This is a genomic window from Pseudacidovorax sp. DMC4 (assembly GCF_056314265.1).
In genome coordinates, this window is record NZ_JBQUYR010000022.1 from 47,576 (window position 1) to 63,957 (window position 16,382).

General features: G+C 69.8%; 15 protein-coding genes. 14 read left to right on the forward strand and 1 reads right to left on the reverse strand.

Annotation, left to right across the window (positions count from 1 at the left end):
* Window positions 1-54: 54 nt before the first annotated feature.
* Window positions 55-1,353 carry an NAD(P)/FAD-dependent oxidoreductase gene (locus ACT54X_RS27775; protein WP_476349822.1) on the forward strand — a complete coding sequence of 433 codons (1,299 nt, stop codon included), beginning with the start codon at window positions 55-57 and terminating at the stop codon, window positions 1,351-1,353.
* Window positions 1,354-1,379: 26 nt separating this feature from the next.
* On the opposite strand, the gene ACT54X_RS27780 is transcribed toward ACT54X_RS27775, so the two are convergent.
* On the reverse strand, window positions 1,380-2,768 hold the full coding sequence (locus tag ACT54X_RS27780; RefSeq protein ID WP_476349824.1) for a hypothetical protein: 1,389 nt from the start codon (window positions 2,766-2,768) through the stop codon (window positions 1,380-1,382).
* A gap of 270 nt (window positions 2,769-3,038) precedes the next feature.
* Here ACT54X_RS27780 and ACT54X_RS27785 point away from each other — a divergent pair, with 270 nt between their 5' ends.
* From ACT54X_RS27785 to ACT54X_RS27845, 13 genes are all read left to right on the forward strand, one after another.
* Window positions 3,039-3,839 (forward strand): SDR family oxidoreductase, encoded by an 801-nt coding sequence (locus ACT54X_RS27785; RefSeq protein ID WP_476349836.1) that lies wholly within the window; start codon window positions 3,039-3,041, stop codon window positions 3,837-3,839.
* Window positions 3,840-3,879: 40 nt separating this feature from the next.
* A complete protein-coding gene (locus tag ACT54X_RS27790) occupies window positions 3,880-4,431 on the forward strand; it encodes a cupin domain-containing protein (protein WP_114804563.1) in 552 nt (183 codons plus the stop codon).
* A 40-nt stretch (window positions 4,432-4,471) separates the two neighbouring features.
* Window positions 4,472-5,356 carry an alpha/beta fold hydrolase gene (locus ACT54X_RS27795; protein ID WP_354321732.1) on the forward strand — a complete coding sequence of 295 codons (885 nt, stop codon included), beginning with the start codon at window positions 4,472-4,474 and terminating at the stop codon, window positions 5,354-5,356.
* 13 nt (window positions 5,357-5,369) lie between these two features.
* Window positions 5,370-6,212, forward strand: a complete 843-nt coding sequence (locus ACT54X_RS27800) for an IclR family transcriptional regulator (RefSeq protein WP_294378313.1) — start codon at window positions 5,370-5,372, stop codon at window positions 6,210-6,212.
* 17 nt (window positions 6,213-6,229) lie between these two features.
* The gene (locus ACT54X_RS27805; RefSeq protein WP_476349826.1) at window positions 6,230-7,060 is read left to right on the forward strand and encodes an SDR family oxidoreductase; all 831 of its coding nucleotides are present in this window, start codon (window positions 6,230-6,232) and stop codon (window positions 7,058-7,060) included.
* Window positions 7,061-7,090: 30 nt separating this feature from the next.
* Window positions 7,091-8,782, forward strand: coding sequence for a thiamine pyrophosphate-binding protein (locus ACT54X_RS27810; RefSeq protein ID WP_354321730.1), 1,692 nt, complete (start codon window positions 7,091-7,093; stop codon window positions 8,780-8,782).
* Window positions 8,783-8,789: 7 nt separating this feature from the next.
* On the forward strand, window positions 8,790-9,593 hold the full coding sequence (locus ACT54X_RS27815; RefSeq protein ID WP_476349828.1) for an aspartate dehydrogenase: 804 nt from the start codon (window positions 8,790-8,792) through the stop codon (window positions 9,591-9,593).
* 27 nt (window positions 9,594-9,620) lie between these two features.
* Complete coding sequence (locus tag ACT54X_RS27820) at window positions 9,621-11,096, forward strand: aldehyde dehydrogenase (RefSeq protein ID WP_476349829.1); 1,476 nt, start codon at window positions 9,621-9,623, stop codon at window positions 11,094-11,096.
* 25 nt (window positions 11,097-11,121) lie between these two features.
* Window positions 11,122-12,090, forward strand: coding sequence for a VOC family protein (locus ACT54X_RS27825; protein WP_294378329.1), 969 nt, complete (start codon window positions 11,122-11,124; stop codon window positions 12,088-12,090).
* 5 nt (window positions 12,091-12,095) lie between these two features.
* Entirely contained in the window at window positions 12,096-13,085 is a 990-nt protein-coding gene (locus tag ACT54X_RS27830; RefSeq protein WP_294378332.1) for a Bug family tripartite tricarboxylate transporter substrate binding protein, read from the forward strand.
* Between the two features lie 56 nt (window positions 13,086-13,141).
* Window positions 13,142-13,366, forward strand: coding sequence for a recombinase-like helix-turn-helix domain-containing protein (locus tag ACT54X_RS27835; RefSeq protein ID WP_017757816.1), 225 nt, complete (start codon window positions 13,142-13,144; stop codon window positions 13,364-13,366).
* A 28-nt stretch (window positions 13,367-13,394) separates the two neighbouring features.
* A complete protein-coding gene (locus tag ACT54X_RS27840) occupies window positions 13,395-14,432 on the forward strand; it encodes an aromatic ring-hydroxylating oxygenase subunit alpha (RefSeq protein WP_294378337.1) in 1,038 nt (345 codons plus the stop codon).
* 149 nt (window positions 14,433-14,581) lie between these two features.
* Complete coding sequence (locus ACT54X_RS27845) at window positions 14,582-15,556, forward strand: PDR/VanB family oxidoreductase (RefSeq protein ID WP_476349832.1); 975 nt, start codon at window positions 14,582-14,584, stop codon at window positions 15,554-15,556.
* Window positions 15,557-16,382 lie beyond the last annotated feature (826 nt).

Below are 16,382 nucleotides of genomic sequence, written 5' to 3' on the forward strand. Positions count from 1 at the left end.
CGCCGATTATGGGCGGCACCCCATGGGCGACAGGCCGCCCTCTACGATGCGCGGATGCAATCGACGATGGAAGGGCGCACGGGGCGCCACGTGGTGGTGATCGGTGCCGGGGCGGTGGGTTGTGCGAGCGCCATCGAGGCGCTGCGCCGGGGCTGGCGCGTGACGCTGCTGGAGCCCGGCGAGCCCGGCGGCGAGCAGGCGACGAGTTATGGCAATGCGGGCTGGCTGTCCTCGCATTCGGTGATCCCGCCAGCGCTGCCGGGGGCCTGGCGCAAGGTTCCGGCCTGGCTGCTCGACCCGCTGGGTCCGCTGGCCTTGCGCTGGCGCCATGTGCCCCGCGCCTTGCCCTGGCTGCTGCGCTACCTGGCGTCGGGCTGGACCGAGGAACGCGTGCAGCGCACGGCCGATGCGCTGCGGCTGATGCTCGCGGATTCGCCCGTGCTCCACGCACGGCTGGCGGCCGACGCCGGCGTGCCCGGGTTGATCGAGCATCGGGGCCTGCTGCATGTGTACCGCTCACGGGCCGAGTTCGAATCCGAGTCCCTCGCCTGGCGCGTGCGGGCACGCACCGGCGTGCAGTGGACCGAGTGGGACGCCGCCCGCCTGGCCGCCGAGGAGCCGGACCTGGACCGACGCTACACCCTGGGCATCCACGTGGCCGAGGCCGGGCACTGCCGGCATCCCGGCGCCTACGTCGCGGCCCTGGCGCGCCATGCGCAGGCCACGGGCGCCCGCCTGCTCAAGGCGCCGGCGACGGGGCTGCAGATCGAAGGCGGCCGCCTGCGGGCAGTGCGGACGGCCGCGGGCGACATCGCCTGCGACGCCGCCGTCATCAGCGCGGGCGCGCGTTCCGCGGCGCTGGCCCGGGCGGCCGGCTCGCCGGTGCCGCTGGAGTCGGAGCGGGGCTACCACGTGATGCTGGAAGGCGCGCTGCCGGTGGGCCCGCGCACGCCCATGATGGCCGCGGACGGCAAGCTGATCGTGCATGCCATGGTGCCGGGCCTGCGTGCCGCGGGCCAGGTGGAGATCGCCGGGCTGGCCGCCGGGCCCGACTGGCGCCGGGCGGAGATCCTGCGCCGGCATCTCGTCTCGATGTTCCCGGCCCTGGGCGAGGGCGCGGCGGGCGAGGCGCTTGTCGTGCGGCAATGGCTGGGGCACCGCCCCAGCCTGCCCGACGGGCTGCCCTGCATCGGCCATGCGCGCGCCACGCCGGATGTGGTGCTGGCCTTCGGCCACGGCCATGTGGGCCTGGGCGGATCGGCCAGGACCGGCCAGTGGGTGGCCGAGCTGCTGGGGCGGGCGGAGCGTCCGGCGGCGCTCGCGCCCTTCGATCCGGCGCGTTTCGGCGGCTGATCGCTGCCGCGCGGAAGGGCCGAAGATCAGTTGCTGATCACGCCCAGGTGAAAGAAGCCGGCGGTGGCGGTGTTGCCCCGCGCGCCGATCACCATCTCGAGTTGCGCGGAGCGGGCGACGAAGTAGTAGCGGCCGTCTCCCGTGGAGCTTCCCATCATGCCCTTGGGCCCGACCGAGCCCAGGGTGTTCAGCGTCAGCGCGGTCTGGACGACGCCGGCGGCCGATGCGGATCTCAGGGTGTAGGTGCTCAGGTCGGCCGTGGACTGATCCTGCGTGCCGAGGATGGACCAGCCGAAGGCGTTGTTGAACGACGCCCAGCCACCAGGCTGCTCCGGCAGGCCGACGCTGAATTGCGCCGAGCTCGGATCGGTGGCGCTGGGGCCCGCCACGAGCAGCATCTTCTCGCTGCCAACCCGTGCGACCGACACGCGGCCTTCGTAGACCCCGCTGCTGTTCGTGACACGCCACAGACCGGGCGTCGTCGGATCCGGCGCCAGGGTGGCGGTGGCCAGCGACCCCGCCGGGCAGTCGTCCACACGGGTGATGGCCACCTCGTTGCAGCGCACAAAGAGCGTCCCCGAGCCGGCGAACTGGACCTGACTGATGGACGAGTCCTTGGTGGTGCCGCTGTAGTTGACCCGGAAGCGGTTGAAGTTGCCGTCCAGATCCGCCGCCGTCGTGATGAGCGCACGCGTGGCGACGAAGGGGAAGGGCGCGTAAGCGGCGGGGCTCGCACCCGGCACCAGGAAGGGGAAGCTGCCCACCAGCGTATCGGGCAGCACCTGCAGCCCGGAAATGCGCTGCGCCGTCGTTTCACGACTCGAAAGCAGCCCATACACGGCGCTGCCACTGGCCGGCTTCACGAGCGTGCCCGTGTTGCTCACGCCCGAGGTATCGACGAATTCGAGGCTGCCCAGGTCGAAGTCCGCCTTGAGTTGCTGGCGGCTGCCGTTGGACACGTAGGCCATGTACTCGCCATTGCGGCTGTCGCCCGCCCGCACCCTGAGGCGCACGGTGGTCGTCTGGCCCGAGGTGGCGGTGGCCACCAGCGGATAGTCCTCGGTGGCGCCCAGGTTGGCGTTGGCCAGGCGCGCCTGCCATTGCTGGTCACTGCTGCTGGTGCCCACGGCGGTCACCTTGCCGCTGGGCGAGCTGCCGCTCCAGCTCACGGTCTGGTTGGACTTCACCGTGATCACCTGGCCGGGCTTCACCACATAGGCGTCCCCCTCGGCAGCGACGGTCGTCCCGTCGGCCACGACGGCCAGTTGCGGTGCCTGCGGGGCGGCGGCCGGCGGCAGGAAGAAGCCTCCGCCACCGCCGCCGCCTCCACCCCCACAGGCCGCCAGTGCGAGCACACAGCCCAGCCCGATGGCCCATTTCAGGCCGGCATTTCTCCTCGGATTCCCATTGCGCATGTGAGCGCCCCTCTTTCTTTTCTTGCCTGAGGCAAATTGTCAACAAAGTGTGTCCGCCAGAGGCGGCGGGCGCAGTGTAGGGAGGGTCTCCGGCTCGGGCGTTGCGGCTGTTGTGCCGCAGCTTCATCCATTTGGAGGATAGGCAGGCTCCACGCGCGCGACGCCATCGTCTGATCGGCTTGACGACCGCAGACCGCTGCATTAATCTTCGTTCATTCCATATATGAACATGCGTTTCTCTAAAGAAACAAACGGATTCGCCCGATGAACATGACGCCCGACCCCGAGAGCCTGCGCAGCCTGATGGCCGAGATTCCGCCCACCCTGCTGGCTGGCCGGCGCGTGCTGGTGACGGGTGGTGCGCGTGGGCTGGGCCTGGCCTTTGCCAAGTGCATTGCACAGGCCGGTGGGCGCGTGGTCATCGCGGACATCCTGGCCGAGCTGGCCGCCAGCGAAGCGGCCGCGCTGCGCGGGCAGGGCCACGAGGTGCATGCGCTGGCACTGGACCTGACCGATCCCGCCTCCGTCACGGCCTGCGCCGACGAGGCCGTGCGCCTGCTCGGCGGGCTGGACGGCCTGGTCAACAACGGCGCCATCACCAACTCCGGTGGCCGCGATCCGCACGCGCTGGAGATGGAGATGTGGGACCGCGTGATGGACGTCAATGTCCGCGGCACCTGGCTCCTGAGCCGCGCCTGCCACGGCGCGCTGGCGGCCAGCGGCCGTGGCGCCATCGTCAACCTGGCCTCCGACACCGCCCTCTGGGGCGCCCAGAACCTGCTGGCCTATGTGGCCAGCAAGGGCGCCGTGGCGGCCATGACCCGCTCGCTGGCGCGTGAATGGGGCGGTGCCAACATCACGGTCAATGCCATCGCGCCCGGCCTCACGCTGGTCGAGGCCACCGAATACGTGCCCAAGGCGCGCCACGACAAGTACCTCGAAGGCCGCGCCCTGCCGCGCGAGCAGCAGGCGGCCGATGTGTGCGGCGCGGTGCTGTTCGCGCTGTCGCCGCTGTCGCGCTTCGTCACCGGCCAGTTGCTGCCCGTCAACGGCGGCTTCGTGCTCAATTGATTTCCGCCTTCCGTCCCGAAACCGTTTGTAGGAGAGCCCCATGACCGATCTGTCCGTCCAGCAGCAACTCGATCCTTCCAAGCCCAGCTGGGAGCGCCCCGAAGGCGCCAGCCTGGAGCAGTGGATGAACACGCGCATCGCGCGCTATTCCACCCGCCAGTACGACTGGGACGCGCTGAAGTTCCAGGCCGACTTCGACCCCAAGTACCGCCGCGCCCAGATGCGCTACGTGGGCACCGGTGGCACCGGTGTCGCCTCGGACAACAACACTGTGCCGGCCGAGCACTTCACCTTCTCGACCATGGTGATCCCGGCCGGCCACGAAGGCCCGTCGCACCTGCACATCGATGTGGAAGAGGTCTTCTTCCTGATCCGCGGCAAGCTCAAGGTGGTGCTGACCACGCCCGAGGGCGAGCGCTACGAGACCGTCATGACCGACCGCGACCTGATCTCGGTGCCGCCCGGCGTGTACCGCGAGGAGATCAACATCGGCGACGAGGACGCGCTGATGTGCGTGATGCTGGGTGCCAAGAAGCCCATCACGCCGACCTACCCGGCCGACCATCCGCTGACCAAGGTCAAGCGCGGCTGATCGCCCGTTGCCCCTGCCATTGGCCAACCCGAGCTTGCCCATGACCGCTGCTGCCGCCCCCGCCCCGCTGCCCGAAGCCGAAGTCGAGGCCCTCGACCGCCGCTTCCCCGTCCGTGAGGTGGCCCTGGCCCAGGGCGGCGTCGTGGCCGTGCGCGAGGCGGGGCAGGGCGCAGGTGGCCTGCCGTTGGTGTGCCTGCACGGCATCGGCTCGGGCTCGGCCTCCTGGCTGGGCGTGGCCGATGCGGTGGGTGGCGGCGCGCGGCTGATCGCCTGGGACGCGCCCGGCTATGGCACCTCCACGCCCGTGGCACGGCCGGCGCCGCGCGCCACCGACTACGCCGCGCGTCTGGCGGGACTGCTGGATGCGCTGGGCATCGCGCGCTGCGTGCTCGTCGGCCATTCGCTCGGCGCGCTGATGGCGGGCGGCGCCGTGCATGCCGGCGCACCCCTGGCCGGCCGCATCGCGCGGCTGGTGCTGATGAGCCCGGCCCGTGGCTATGGCGCGGCCGGCCGCGAGGCGCAGGCGCAGAAGGTGCGCAGCGAGCGCCTGGCCACGCTCGACCAACTGGGCATCGTCGGCATGGCCATGCAGCGCAGCGCGCGGCTCGTCTCGGACAACGCCAGCGAGCGTGCCCGCCAATGGGTGCGCTGGAACATGGGCCGGCTCAACGATGCCGGCTACCGCCAGGCCGTCGAACTGCTGACCGGCGACGACCTGCTGGCCTACCTGCCGCCGGCCATGCCCGTGCAGGTGCTCTGCGGCAGCGAGGACGTGGTCACCACGCCCCTGGCCTGCGGCGAGGTGGCCCGGGCCTGTGGCGTCGAACTCGCCCTGCTGCCCGGTGCCGGCCATGCCTGCTACGTGGAGCAGCCGGCGCCCGTCGCGCAGTTGCTGATGGCCGCCGCCCAAGAACAAGACGCGTGAGGAGAGACACACCATGAGCCAGACCGACACCCCTGACGCCCCCAGCGACGACAGCGGCGACCGCTACAACGTTCCCGCGCTGGAGCGCGGCCTGCGCCTGCTGTGCGAGTTCAGCCGCGACACGCCCACGCTCTCCGCCCCGGAGTTGGCCCGCCGCTTCAACCTGCCGCGTTCCACCGTCTTCCGCCTTCTATCCACGCTGGAGAACATGGGCTTCATCGAGAAGACCGAGAGTGGCCGCGACTACCGCCTGGGCCTGGCCGTGCTGCGCCTGGGCTTCGAATACCTGGCGTCGCTCGAACTGACCGAGCTGGGCCTGCCGGTGCTCACCCGCCTGTCGGAGGACATCGGGCATGCCTGCAACATGGTGGTGCGCGATGGCCGTTCCATCGTCTACGTGGCCAAGACCGCGTCGCCCACGCCCTTCCGCAGCGCGGTCACGGTGGGCACCCGCCTGCCCGCCCATGCCACGGTGCTGGGCCATGTGCTGCTGGCCGACCTGAGCCTGCCGCAACTGCGCGCGCTCTATCCCGAGGACAAGCTCGAGGTCTTCTCGGACAACACGCCGCGCACCGTCAACGCCCTGTTCGACATGGTCCAGACCGTGCGCGACCATGGCTACGTGCTGGGCGAGGGCTTCTTCGAAAGCAACATCTCCACCATCGCTGCGCCGGTGCGCGACCGTGCGGGCCACACCATCGCTGCGCTGGGCGCGACCTTCACCACTGCGCACATCGACGAAGGCCCGGTGGACCAGCTGGTGCAGCGCGTTTGCTCCGCGGCCGATGAGATTTCTGGCCTGCTCGACGGCGCCCACCCGGGCATGACGCGCAAGGTCATCCCCTTGCGCCGCTGAACACGCTTTCTTCCGCCATGAATCCCACGTCTTCCTTCTTCGCCGCGGACGCCCTGGCCGGCCGCACAGCCGTCGTGACCGGTGGCTCCTCAGGCATCGGCTTGGCCACCGTTCAGGTGCTGCTGTCGGCCGGAGCCTCGGTCGCGCTGTGCGGCCGCAATGTGCAGCGGCTGGACAGCGCCGTCGCCGGCCTGCGCGAGCAGTTCCCCAACGCCAAGCTGTTCGCCCGCACCTGCGACGTACTCGACGCCGAATCGGTCAAGTCCTTCGCCGCCGAGAGCCAGGCCGCGCTGGGCCCGGCCGCCATGCTGGTCAACAACGCGGGGCAGGGCCGCGTCTCCACCTTCGCCGACACCGACGACCAGGCCTGGATGGACGAGCTCAAGTTGAAGTTCTTCTCGATCATCCATCCGACCCGCGCCTTCCTGCCGCAGCTGGTGGCCGAGCGCCTGCGGCTGGGCGACGCGGCCATCGCCTGTGCCAACTCGCTGCTGGCCCGCCAGCCCGAGCCGCACATGGTGGCCACCTCGGCCGCGCGCGCGGGCATCCTGAATCTCGTGCGCTCGCTGGCCACCGAGTTCGCGCCGCAGGGCGTGCGCGTCAACGGCATCCTGATCGGCCTGGTCGAGTCCGGCCAATGGCGCCGCCGCTTCGAGGCGCGCGAGGACAAGTCGCAGGACTGGGCCACGTGGAGCGCCGAGCTGGCCATCAAGAAGCACATCCCGCTGCGCCGCCTGGGCCTGCCGGTGGAAGCGGCGCGCGCGCTGGCCTTCCTCGTCTCGCCCTTCTCGTCGTACACGAGCGGCAGCCACATCGACGTCTCGGGCGGCCATTCCAGAGCAGCCTGAAACAGCCCCGTCTTCGATTCCGGAATACCCATGACCTCCACCCCCAAAGTCACCGTCGGCACGGTCGTCGCCGCCTTCCTCGAACAGTGCGGGGTCAAGGCCGCCTTCGGCGTGATCTCGATCCACAACATGCCGATCCTGGACGCCTTCGCGCTGCGCGGCCAGACGCGCTTCGTCATGGCCCGCGGCGAGGCCGGTGCCGGCAACATGGCCGATGCCTATGCCCGCTCCACCTCCAGCCTGGGCGTGTGCATCACCAGCACTGGCCCGGCCGCGGGCAACATCGCCGGCAGCCTGGTCGAGGCCCGCAACGCCGGCACACCGCTGCTGCACATCACCGGTCAGATCGAGACCCAGTACCTGGACCAGAACCTGGCCTACATCCACGAGGCACCCGATCAGCTGGCCATGCTGACAGCGGTCTCCAAAGCCGCCTTCCGCGTGCGCAATGCCGAGACCTGCCTGTCCACGCTCAAGGCCGCGGTGCAGGCCGCGCAGACCGCGCCCACCGGCCCGGTGAGCGTGGAGATTCCGATCGACATCCAGCAGTCGCTGATCGAGATGCCGGCCGACCTGTCGCCGCTGCCCATCACCGTGCCGGTGCCGAGCGAGGCCGCCATCGACGCGCTTGCCGAGCAATTGGCCGCCAAACGCCGTCCGCTGCTGTGGCTGGGTGGCGGCGCCCGCCATGCCGGCGCGGCCGTGGCCCGCCTCAAGGCGCTGGGCTTCGGCATCGTCAGCACCGTGCAGGGCCGCGGCATCGTGGCGGAGGACGACCCCGCCTCGCTGGGCGCCTACAACATCCAGAAGCCGGTCGAGGCCTTCTACCAGCGCTGCGATGCCATGCTGGTGGTGGGCTCGCGCCTGCGCAGCAACGAGACGCTGAAGTACGAACTCAAGCTGCCGCGCCCGCTGCTGCGCATCGACGCCGATGCCGCCCAACAGGGCCGCTGCTATGCCGACGACGGCTTCGTCTGGGGCGATTCCGCGCTGGTGCTCAATGGCCTGGCCGACCGGCTGGAAGCCCGCGGCTGGAAGGCGGACCCGGAACTGCTGGTTGACCTGCGCAAGACCCACGACGAGGTGGTCGCCACGCTGCACGACGGCCTGGGACCCTACACCGCGCTGGTGCAGCAACTGCAGAAGCAGGCCGGCCGCCGGTTCAACTGGGTGCGCGACGTCACGGTTTCCAACAGCACCTGGGGCAACCGCGAGCTGCGCTTCTTCGAGGCCAATGCCGGCGTGCACGCCACGGGCGGTGGCATCGGCATGGGCATGCCCATGGCCATCGGCGCCGCGGTAGGCGCGGCCGTGACGGCCTCTGGCCGCAAGACGCTGGCCCTGGCCGGCGACGGCGGCTTCATCCTCAACCTGGGCGAGCTGGCCACGCTGGTGCAGGAAGAGTGCGATGCGCTCATCGTCCTGATGAACGACCAGCGCTACGGCGTGATCCAGAACATCCAGGACGCCTCCTACGGCGGCCGTCGCTGCTATGTCGAGCTGCACACGCCCGACTATGCGCAGCTGTGCGCCTCGATCCGGCTACCGCATGCCCGCGTGACGGATCTGGCCGAGCTGCCCGGCGTGCTCGACAGCGCGTGGTCGCGCAAGGGCCCCTTCCTGCTCGAGATCGACATGCGCGCCATCGGCGGCTTCAAGACCAACTTCGCTGGCCCGCCGGTGAACAAGATGGACCAGGTGCCCGCGGCACCTGCGGCTTGAGGACGCCATGGCTTTGAAGTTCGCCCTGATCGGCTGTGGTGCCATCGGCACCGCGCTGCTGGAACTGGTGAAGGCCGACGTCGGCCTGGCCGCAGCGGCCATCGTGGTGCCCGCGGGCAGTGAGGCCGCCGCGCAGGACGTGGCCGCACGCCTCGCCCCCGGCGCGCAGGTGCTGCAGGCCGTGCCGGCCGATGGCATCGATCTGGTGGTCGAAGCGGCCGGCCATGCCGCCATCGAGCAGCATGTGCTGCCGGCGCTCAAGCGCGGCATTCCCGCCATCGTGGCTTCGGTCGGTGCGCTGTCGGCGCCCGGCTTGCCGGAGCAACTGGAGGCCGCAGCCCGAGAAGGCGGCACGCAGGTGCAGCTGATCGCCGGCGCCATCGGCGCCATCGACGCCCTGGCCGCCGCCCGCATCGGTGGGCTGGAGACGGTGCGCTACACCGGCCGCAAGCCGCCCCGCGCCTGGAAGGGCACGCCGGCGGAGGAGGGCCGCGACCTCGACGCCCTGGCGGCCGAGGCGGTGATCTTCGAAGGCAGCGCCCGCGATGCCGCGCGCCTGTTCCCCAAGAACGCCAACGTGGCGGCCACCGTGTCGCTGGCCGGTCTGGGCCTGGACCGCACCACGGTGCGCCTGATCGCCGACCCGGCCGTGACCGAGAACGTGCACCAGGTGGAGGCCGATGGCGCCTTCGGCCGCTTCGAGCTGACCATGCGCAACCAGCCGCTGGCCGCCAATCCCAAGACCTCGGCGCTGACCGTGTACAGCGCGGTGCGCGCGCTGCGCGGTCGTGTGGCGCCCCTGGTCATCTGACGACGAAACACGAGAGAGAAGCCCCCGATGCCCAACCTGGAACTGCTCCCCATCAACGTGGCCGGCGAATGGCGCCTGGGCGGCGGCGATGAGTACCAGAGCCTGTACCCGGCGACTGGCGAGCCCATCGCCCGCCTGCGCGCCGCCAGCCTGGCCGACGTGGAAGAAGCCATCGCCCGCGCGGACGTGGCCTTCCGCACCAGCGGCTGGGCCCAGATGCTGCCGCATGTGCGCGCCGCCGTGCTGCACCGCGTGGCCGCCCTCATCCGCGAGCGCGCCGAAGACCTGGCGCAGAAGCAGCGCCTGGACAACGGCAAGCCCATCAGCGAGACCCGTGCGCTGGTCGCCAGCGCCGCCGGCACCTTCCAGTTCTTCGCCGCCGCGCTGGAGACGCTGGAAGACACCATCACGCCCTCGCGCGGCCCCTACGTGACGATGAGCGTGCACGAGCCCATGGGCGTCGTGGCCGCCATCACGCCGTGGAATTCGCCCATCGCCAGCGAAGCCCAGAAGCTCGCGCCCGCGCTGGCCGCCGGCAATGCCGTGGTGGTCAAGCCCGCCGAGGTGACGCCGTTGATGGCGCTGGAGCTGGCGAAGATCTGCGAAGAGGCCGGCGTGCCCAAGGGCATCGTCAGCGTGCTGCCGGGCAAGGGCTCGGTGATCGGCGATGCCATCACCAAGCATCCGCTGGTCAAACGCGTGTCCTTCACCGGCGGCACCACCACCGGCAAGCACATCGCCCACATCGCAGCCGACAAGATGATGCCGGTCTCGCTGGAGTTGGGCGGCAAGTCGCCCACCATGGTGCTGGAGGACGCGGACCTGGACCATGCCGTGGCCGGCGTGCTCTACGGCATCTTCAGCAGCTCGGGCGAGTCGTGCATCGCGGGCTCGCGCCTGTTCGTGGCGCGCGGCATCTACGACGAGTTCGTGACCCGCGTGGCCGAGGCCGCCAAGAACCTGCGTGTGGGCGATCCGGCGGACGAACGCACACAGATGGGCCCGCTGATCACCGCCAGGCACCGTGAGGGCATCGAGCGCTACGTGGACCTGGGCGTCAGCGAGGGCGGTCGCATCCGAACCGGCGGCGTGCGTCCGCAGGGCGCGGCCTTCGACAAGGGCTACTTCTACACGCCCACCATCCTCGAAGGCCTCACCAACAACGCCCGCATCACGCAGGAAGAGATCTTCGGCCCGGTGCTGGTCGCCATGCCCTTCGACAACGAAGAGGAACTGATCGCCCAGGCCAACGACAGCGTCTACGCGCTGGCGGCGGGCGTGTGGAGCCGCGATTTCAAGCGCGCCTGGCGCCTGGGCCGCGCGGTGCAGGCGGGCACCGTCTGGGTCAACACCTACAAGCAGTTCTCGGTCTCCACGCCCTTCGGCGGCTGGCGCGACTCGGGCCTGGGCCGCGAGAAGGGCCGCGAAGGCATCTTCCAGTACATGGAGCAGAAGAGCATGTACTGGGGCACGAACGAAGCCCCGATCCCATGGTCGAAGTGACCCTGAACCCCAAGGAAATCAAGCAATGAGCGTTCTCGGCATCGATCAGATCACCTACGGCACGGACGACCTCGCCACCAGCCGCCGCTTCTTCCTGGACTGGGGCCTGACCCTGGCCCACGAAGGCGCGGACGAACTGGTGTTCGAAAGCCTCAACGGCTGCCGCATCGTGGTGGCCGCCATGGACAAGGCCGGCCTGCCGCCCGCCATCGAAGACGGCCCCACGCTGCGCGAGGTGGTCTGGGGCGTGGAAAGCGCCGCCGACCTCGACCGCTATGCCGACGCCATCCGCGGCGACGCAGGCTTCGTCGACGGCGAGGTGGCCGGTGGCCGCCGCATCGGCTGCACCGACCCGAACGGGCTGGCCGTGCGCCTGCAGGTCAGCCGCAAGAAGGCCATCGACATCGATTGCGCCCGCGTGAACACCTGGACCGACAAGGCCCGCGTCAACCAGCCCAGCCCGATCTACGACCGGGCCACGCCCATCGAGGTGGGCCACGTGGTGTTCTTCGTGGCCGACGTGAAGGCCTGCGAGGCCTTCTATGCGAGCCGCTTCGGCTTCGTCGCCTCCGACCGCTATCCAGGCCGCGGCGCCTTTCTGCGCTGCGCCGACATCGGTGGCCACCATGACCTGTTCCTGCTGCAGCTACCCACGGGCAAGCGCGGCATCAACCATGTGGCCTTCACCGTGCGCGACATCCACGAGGTGTTCGGCGGCGGGCTGCATTTCTCCCGCTGCGGCTGGGAAACGCAACTCGGCCCGGGCCGGCATCCGATCTCCTCGGCCTATTTCTGGTACTTCAAGAACCCGGCCGGCGGCCTGATCGAGTACTACGCCGACGAGGACCAGCTGACGGCCGAATGGGCCGCCCGCGACTTCGAGCCCGGCCCGACGGTGTTCGCCGAATGGGCCGTGGACGGTGGCCTGGACGGCCACACGCGGCGGCAGAAGGGCGTGGACGCCTCGGGCAAGTTTTTGACAGAAAAGAAGTGATCGTCATGCAACGCAAGTCCTTCCTCGCCGCTACGCTTTGCGGCCTGCTCGCCACCGGCAGCGTCTGGGCCCAGACGCCGGCCGAGGTGCACAAGCAGCTCGCCAGCGAGCGCTTCAACATCGTCTCGCCCTTCCCGGCAGGCGGTCCGGTGGATGCGCTGGCGCGCTTCCTGGCCGACGGCCTCAGCAAGCGCTACGGCCAGCCGGCCGTGGTGGAGAACGCCGTGGGCGCGGCCGGCAACATCGGCATCGACAAGATCAAGCGCGCCAAGGGCGACGGCCACAACCTGCTGGTGGTGCCCGCGGGCAACCTCACGATCAACCCGACGCTGATGCCGAACTTCCCGTTCAACATCGAGAAGGACTTCGTGCCGGTCACCATGCTGGCCAAGGCACCCAACGTGGTGGTGGCCTCGCCGGCCTCGGGGATCAAGACGGCCAAGGACCTGATCGCCCAGGCCAAGGCCAAGCCGGGCGCGCTGTCGTACGCCTCGCCCGGCATCGGCAGCGGCCTGCACCTGGCGGGCGAGCTGTTCAAGCAGCAGGCCGGCATCGACATGCTGCACGTGGCCTACAAGGGCACGCCGCCCGCGCTCAACGACACCGTGGCGGGCATCGTGCCGCTGATGTTCACCAACCTGCCGGCCGCGCTGCCCTTCATCAACAGCGGCAAGCTGACCGCCATCGGCATCACCGAAGCCCAGCGCACGCCGGTGGCGCCGGAGATCCCGACGCTGGCGGAGCAGGGCATCCAGGGCGTGAACGTCACCTCCTGGTACGGCCTGCTGGCTCCGGCCGGCACGCCGCCTGCCGTGGCCGAGCAACTGGCCAAGGACGCCGCCGAGATCCTGGCGCAGCCCGAGATTCAGGACAAGCTCAAGGCCCAGGGCATGACCCAGGCCACCATGACGCCCGCCGCCTTCGCCAAGGCCATGAAGGACGAGACGGCCGTGTGGGCCGGCGTCATCAAGAGCCGCGGCATCAAGGCCGAGTGAGCCGGCGCACCGCCTTCGACCAACAACGCATTCCCGCCCCCCCGATGGAGCACACCATGACCGACCGCTACCTCGAGCCCCACCAGGCGCGCAAGCGCAACCCCACCACCTACGAAGACCTGCTGGGCGATGCCATCGAGCGCGCCTTTGGCGCCGGCGTGCACGACCTGCCCGGCCTGGTGCAGGCGCTCAACGACAGCGGCCTGGCCAGCCCCAGCGGCAAGCCCTGGACCGAAGAGGTCTACCGCCAGGAAATCGCCATCCTGTCGGAACAGCCCTGAACCCTACGACGCCCGCGAGGAACACCCCATGACCACCATCGCCATCCACGCCGATCCGGTCGACCAGCTGCTCGAAGTCGGTCTCAAGGACCTCTGGTACCCGATCTGCCCATCCTCCTTCATCAAGGAAAAGCCCGTTTCGCTGCGCCGCCTGGGCCGCAAGCTCGCCTTCTGGCGCGACTTCGACGGCGTGCTGCACGCGCTGGAAGACCGCTGCCCCCACCGCGGCGCGCCGCTGTCGCAGGGCGTGGTGCTGGGCGACCGCCTGTCCTGTCCCTACCACGGCGTCGAAGTGCGCTGTGACGGCGTGACCACCCGCGTGCCGGGCAGCCCCGGCTGCAAGCTCGAAGGCACGCGCGCCACGCGCCACTTCCATGTCAAGGAAGCGGCCGGCGCCGTCTTCCTCTACAACAGCAGCGAGCCGGTCGACGAGCCGCCGCCGCTGGTGCTGCCCGAGGAGCTGACCAACGACGCTGAGTACGGCCACTTCCTCTGCTACACGGAGTGGAAGGGCGACTATCGCTACGTGCTCGACAACGTCATGGACCCGATGCACGGCACCTTCCTGCACAAGCAGTCGCACTCGATGGCCGAGGGCGATTCGAAGGCCAAGTTCGGCATCCGTGCCACCGACACCGGCTTCGTCTTCGAGAAGGAAGGCCAGCGCAACGTCAACTTCGACTGGACGGAGTGGGGCGACACCGGCATCCACTGGATGCGTCTGGAGATCCCGTACCCGAAGACCGGCGGCCCCGGCGGCAACTTCATCATCGTGGGCAGCTATACGCCCATCTCCACCGGCCTGGCGGCGGTCTTTCACTGGCGCGTGCGCAAGCTGCCACAGGGCTGGGAGCGCGACACCTGGCGCTTCCTGTACCGCAACCGGCTGGAGCAGCGCCACTGGCGCGTGCTGGAGCAGGACCGCGTGATGCTGGAGGACATGGAACCCGACGCCAACCAGCACGAGAACCTGTACCAGCACGACCTGGGCATCGTCCGGCTGCGCCGCCACCTGCGCAACCTGGCGCAGCAGCAGATCGAGGCGAAGCAGACGGCGCAGGCCTGATCGCCTGAGGGGTGGGTCGGCAGCGGGCGGCATGCGCCTTGCTCGCTGCCTATGATGCGGGCGCTGCGCGCTCGCCGCCGTGCCGGCCCCTGAGGGAAGGGCGCGCTTCCCTTCCAAACACACCGACAAGTCCAGAGAGATCTTTCGCCATGTCCGCCCCCACGCTCAAAGCCCTGGTCCACACGATGCGCCACGAGGCCGATGGCATCGTCAGCGTCGAATTCCGCCCGGCCACGGCCGGCGTGAGCTTCCCGGCCTTTGCTGCCGGCTCGCACATCGACCTGCATCTGTCCAACGGCCTGGTGCGCAGCTACTCGCTCTGCAACCCCTGCAGCGACAGCGGCCGCTACGTGGTGGGCGTGCTCAACGACCGCAACAGCCGCGGCGGCTCGAAGTTCGTGCATCAGCAGTTGCGCGTTGGGCAGGTGATCGACATCTCGGCCCCGCGCAACAACTTCGAGCTGCACGAGGATGCACCGAAGAGCGTGCTGGTGGCCGGCGGCATCGGCGTGACGCCGATCTTCTGCATGCTCCAGCGCCTGGTCGCCCTGGGCCGGCCGGTGGAGGTGGTGTACTGCGCCCGCACCCGCAAGGAGGCCGCCTTCATCGAGCCCATCACCGCGCTGGCCGCCGAGGCCAAGGTGCCCGTGACCTGGCACTTCGACGACGAGCAGGGCGGCCCGCCCAAGCTGGCCCAGTTGCTGGAAGGCCGCGGTGCCGACAGCCACTTCTACTGCTGTGGCCCGACGCCCATGCTCGATGCGTTCGAAAAGGCTTGCGAACAGCTGGGCTACGCCAACGCCCACATCGAGCGCTTCGCCACCGTGGTGGTCGAGTCGCCCGTGGAGACGCACGGCTTCGAGGTGGTCTGCGAGAAAAGCGGCAAGACGGTGCCGGTGCCTGGCGGCAAGTCCATCCTGGACGCGCTGATCGATGCCGGGCTGAACCCCGACCACAGCTGCAAGGAAGGCGTGTGCGGCGCCTGCGAGACGCCCGTGCTCGACTTCGACGGCGAGCTGGACCACCAGGACGGCATCCTCACCAAGATCGAGCGCCAGTCGGGCAAGACCATGATGATCTGCGTCTCGCGGTGCACGGGCAAGCGGCTGGTGCTGGACGTCTAGGTCGGTCTGGTCGAGGTTCGCGGCTTCGGCTTCTGAGGGGCAGGCCTTCCACAGCTGGTGCTTGCTGCTTGCGGCTGATGGCTGGCAGTAGTTGCGCTGTGGTCGGCGTGAGGTTCGAGAGCCGTTGTCTCCGCGAGGGCGCCGGGCGGGAGCGGCCCCCAGGGCGCGGCCGATGTGCGTGCCCCTCGCTGAACGCTCGGGGTCCCCTGCGGTGCTCGCCTGGCGAGTGCGTGGCGCAACTCGCTGCGCGCTGACGCGCTCCGCTCGGACAAGCGCCACGAGTCAGTCACGGCCGGTGCGCGATGCTCGCGCACCTCACTCGCCAGGCTGCGCGCCTCGGCACGCCCAACGGCCACGCCCTGGGGGCCGCTCCCGCCGGGCTTGGGGGTGATCGGCGGGTGTTGGCGTTGGTCAGGTTCCAAGGGGCCCATCCGCGTGCTTACCCCGTCAGCACGCTTGCCCAGTCGGTGAGTCCATCAACCCGTTCGCCCTGAGCTTGTCGAAGGGCGTTGACACCCACGTGACGTGCCCTGGCTTCGACAAGCTCAGTCCGAACGGCTGTTGGGTGAACGGGTCTGCGTTGCTTTCAAGGACGGCAGAGGGAAGTACCACGCCCGATCACCCAGGAGCCGGCCCCGGCCCGCCCGGTCGACTCGCCCTCAGGATGCGCCGAGGCGCGCAGCCGGATGAGCGAGGCCCGCGGTCCCCGCGGGCCGGTTGTGACTGACTCGCGGCGTTTGTCTGAGCGCTGGAGTGAACCCCTGCGGCTGGACCACCGATAGTTGTAGAGACTGATACGCTGGCTGGGCCTTCACCAGGAGAAGGT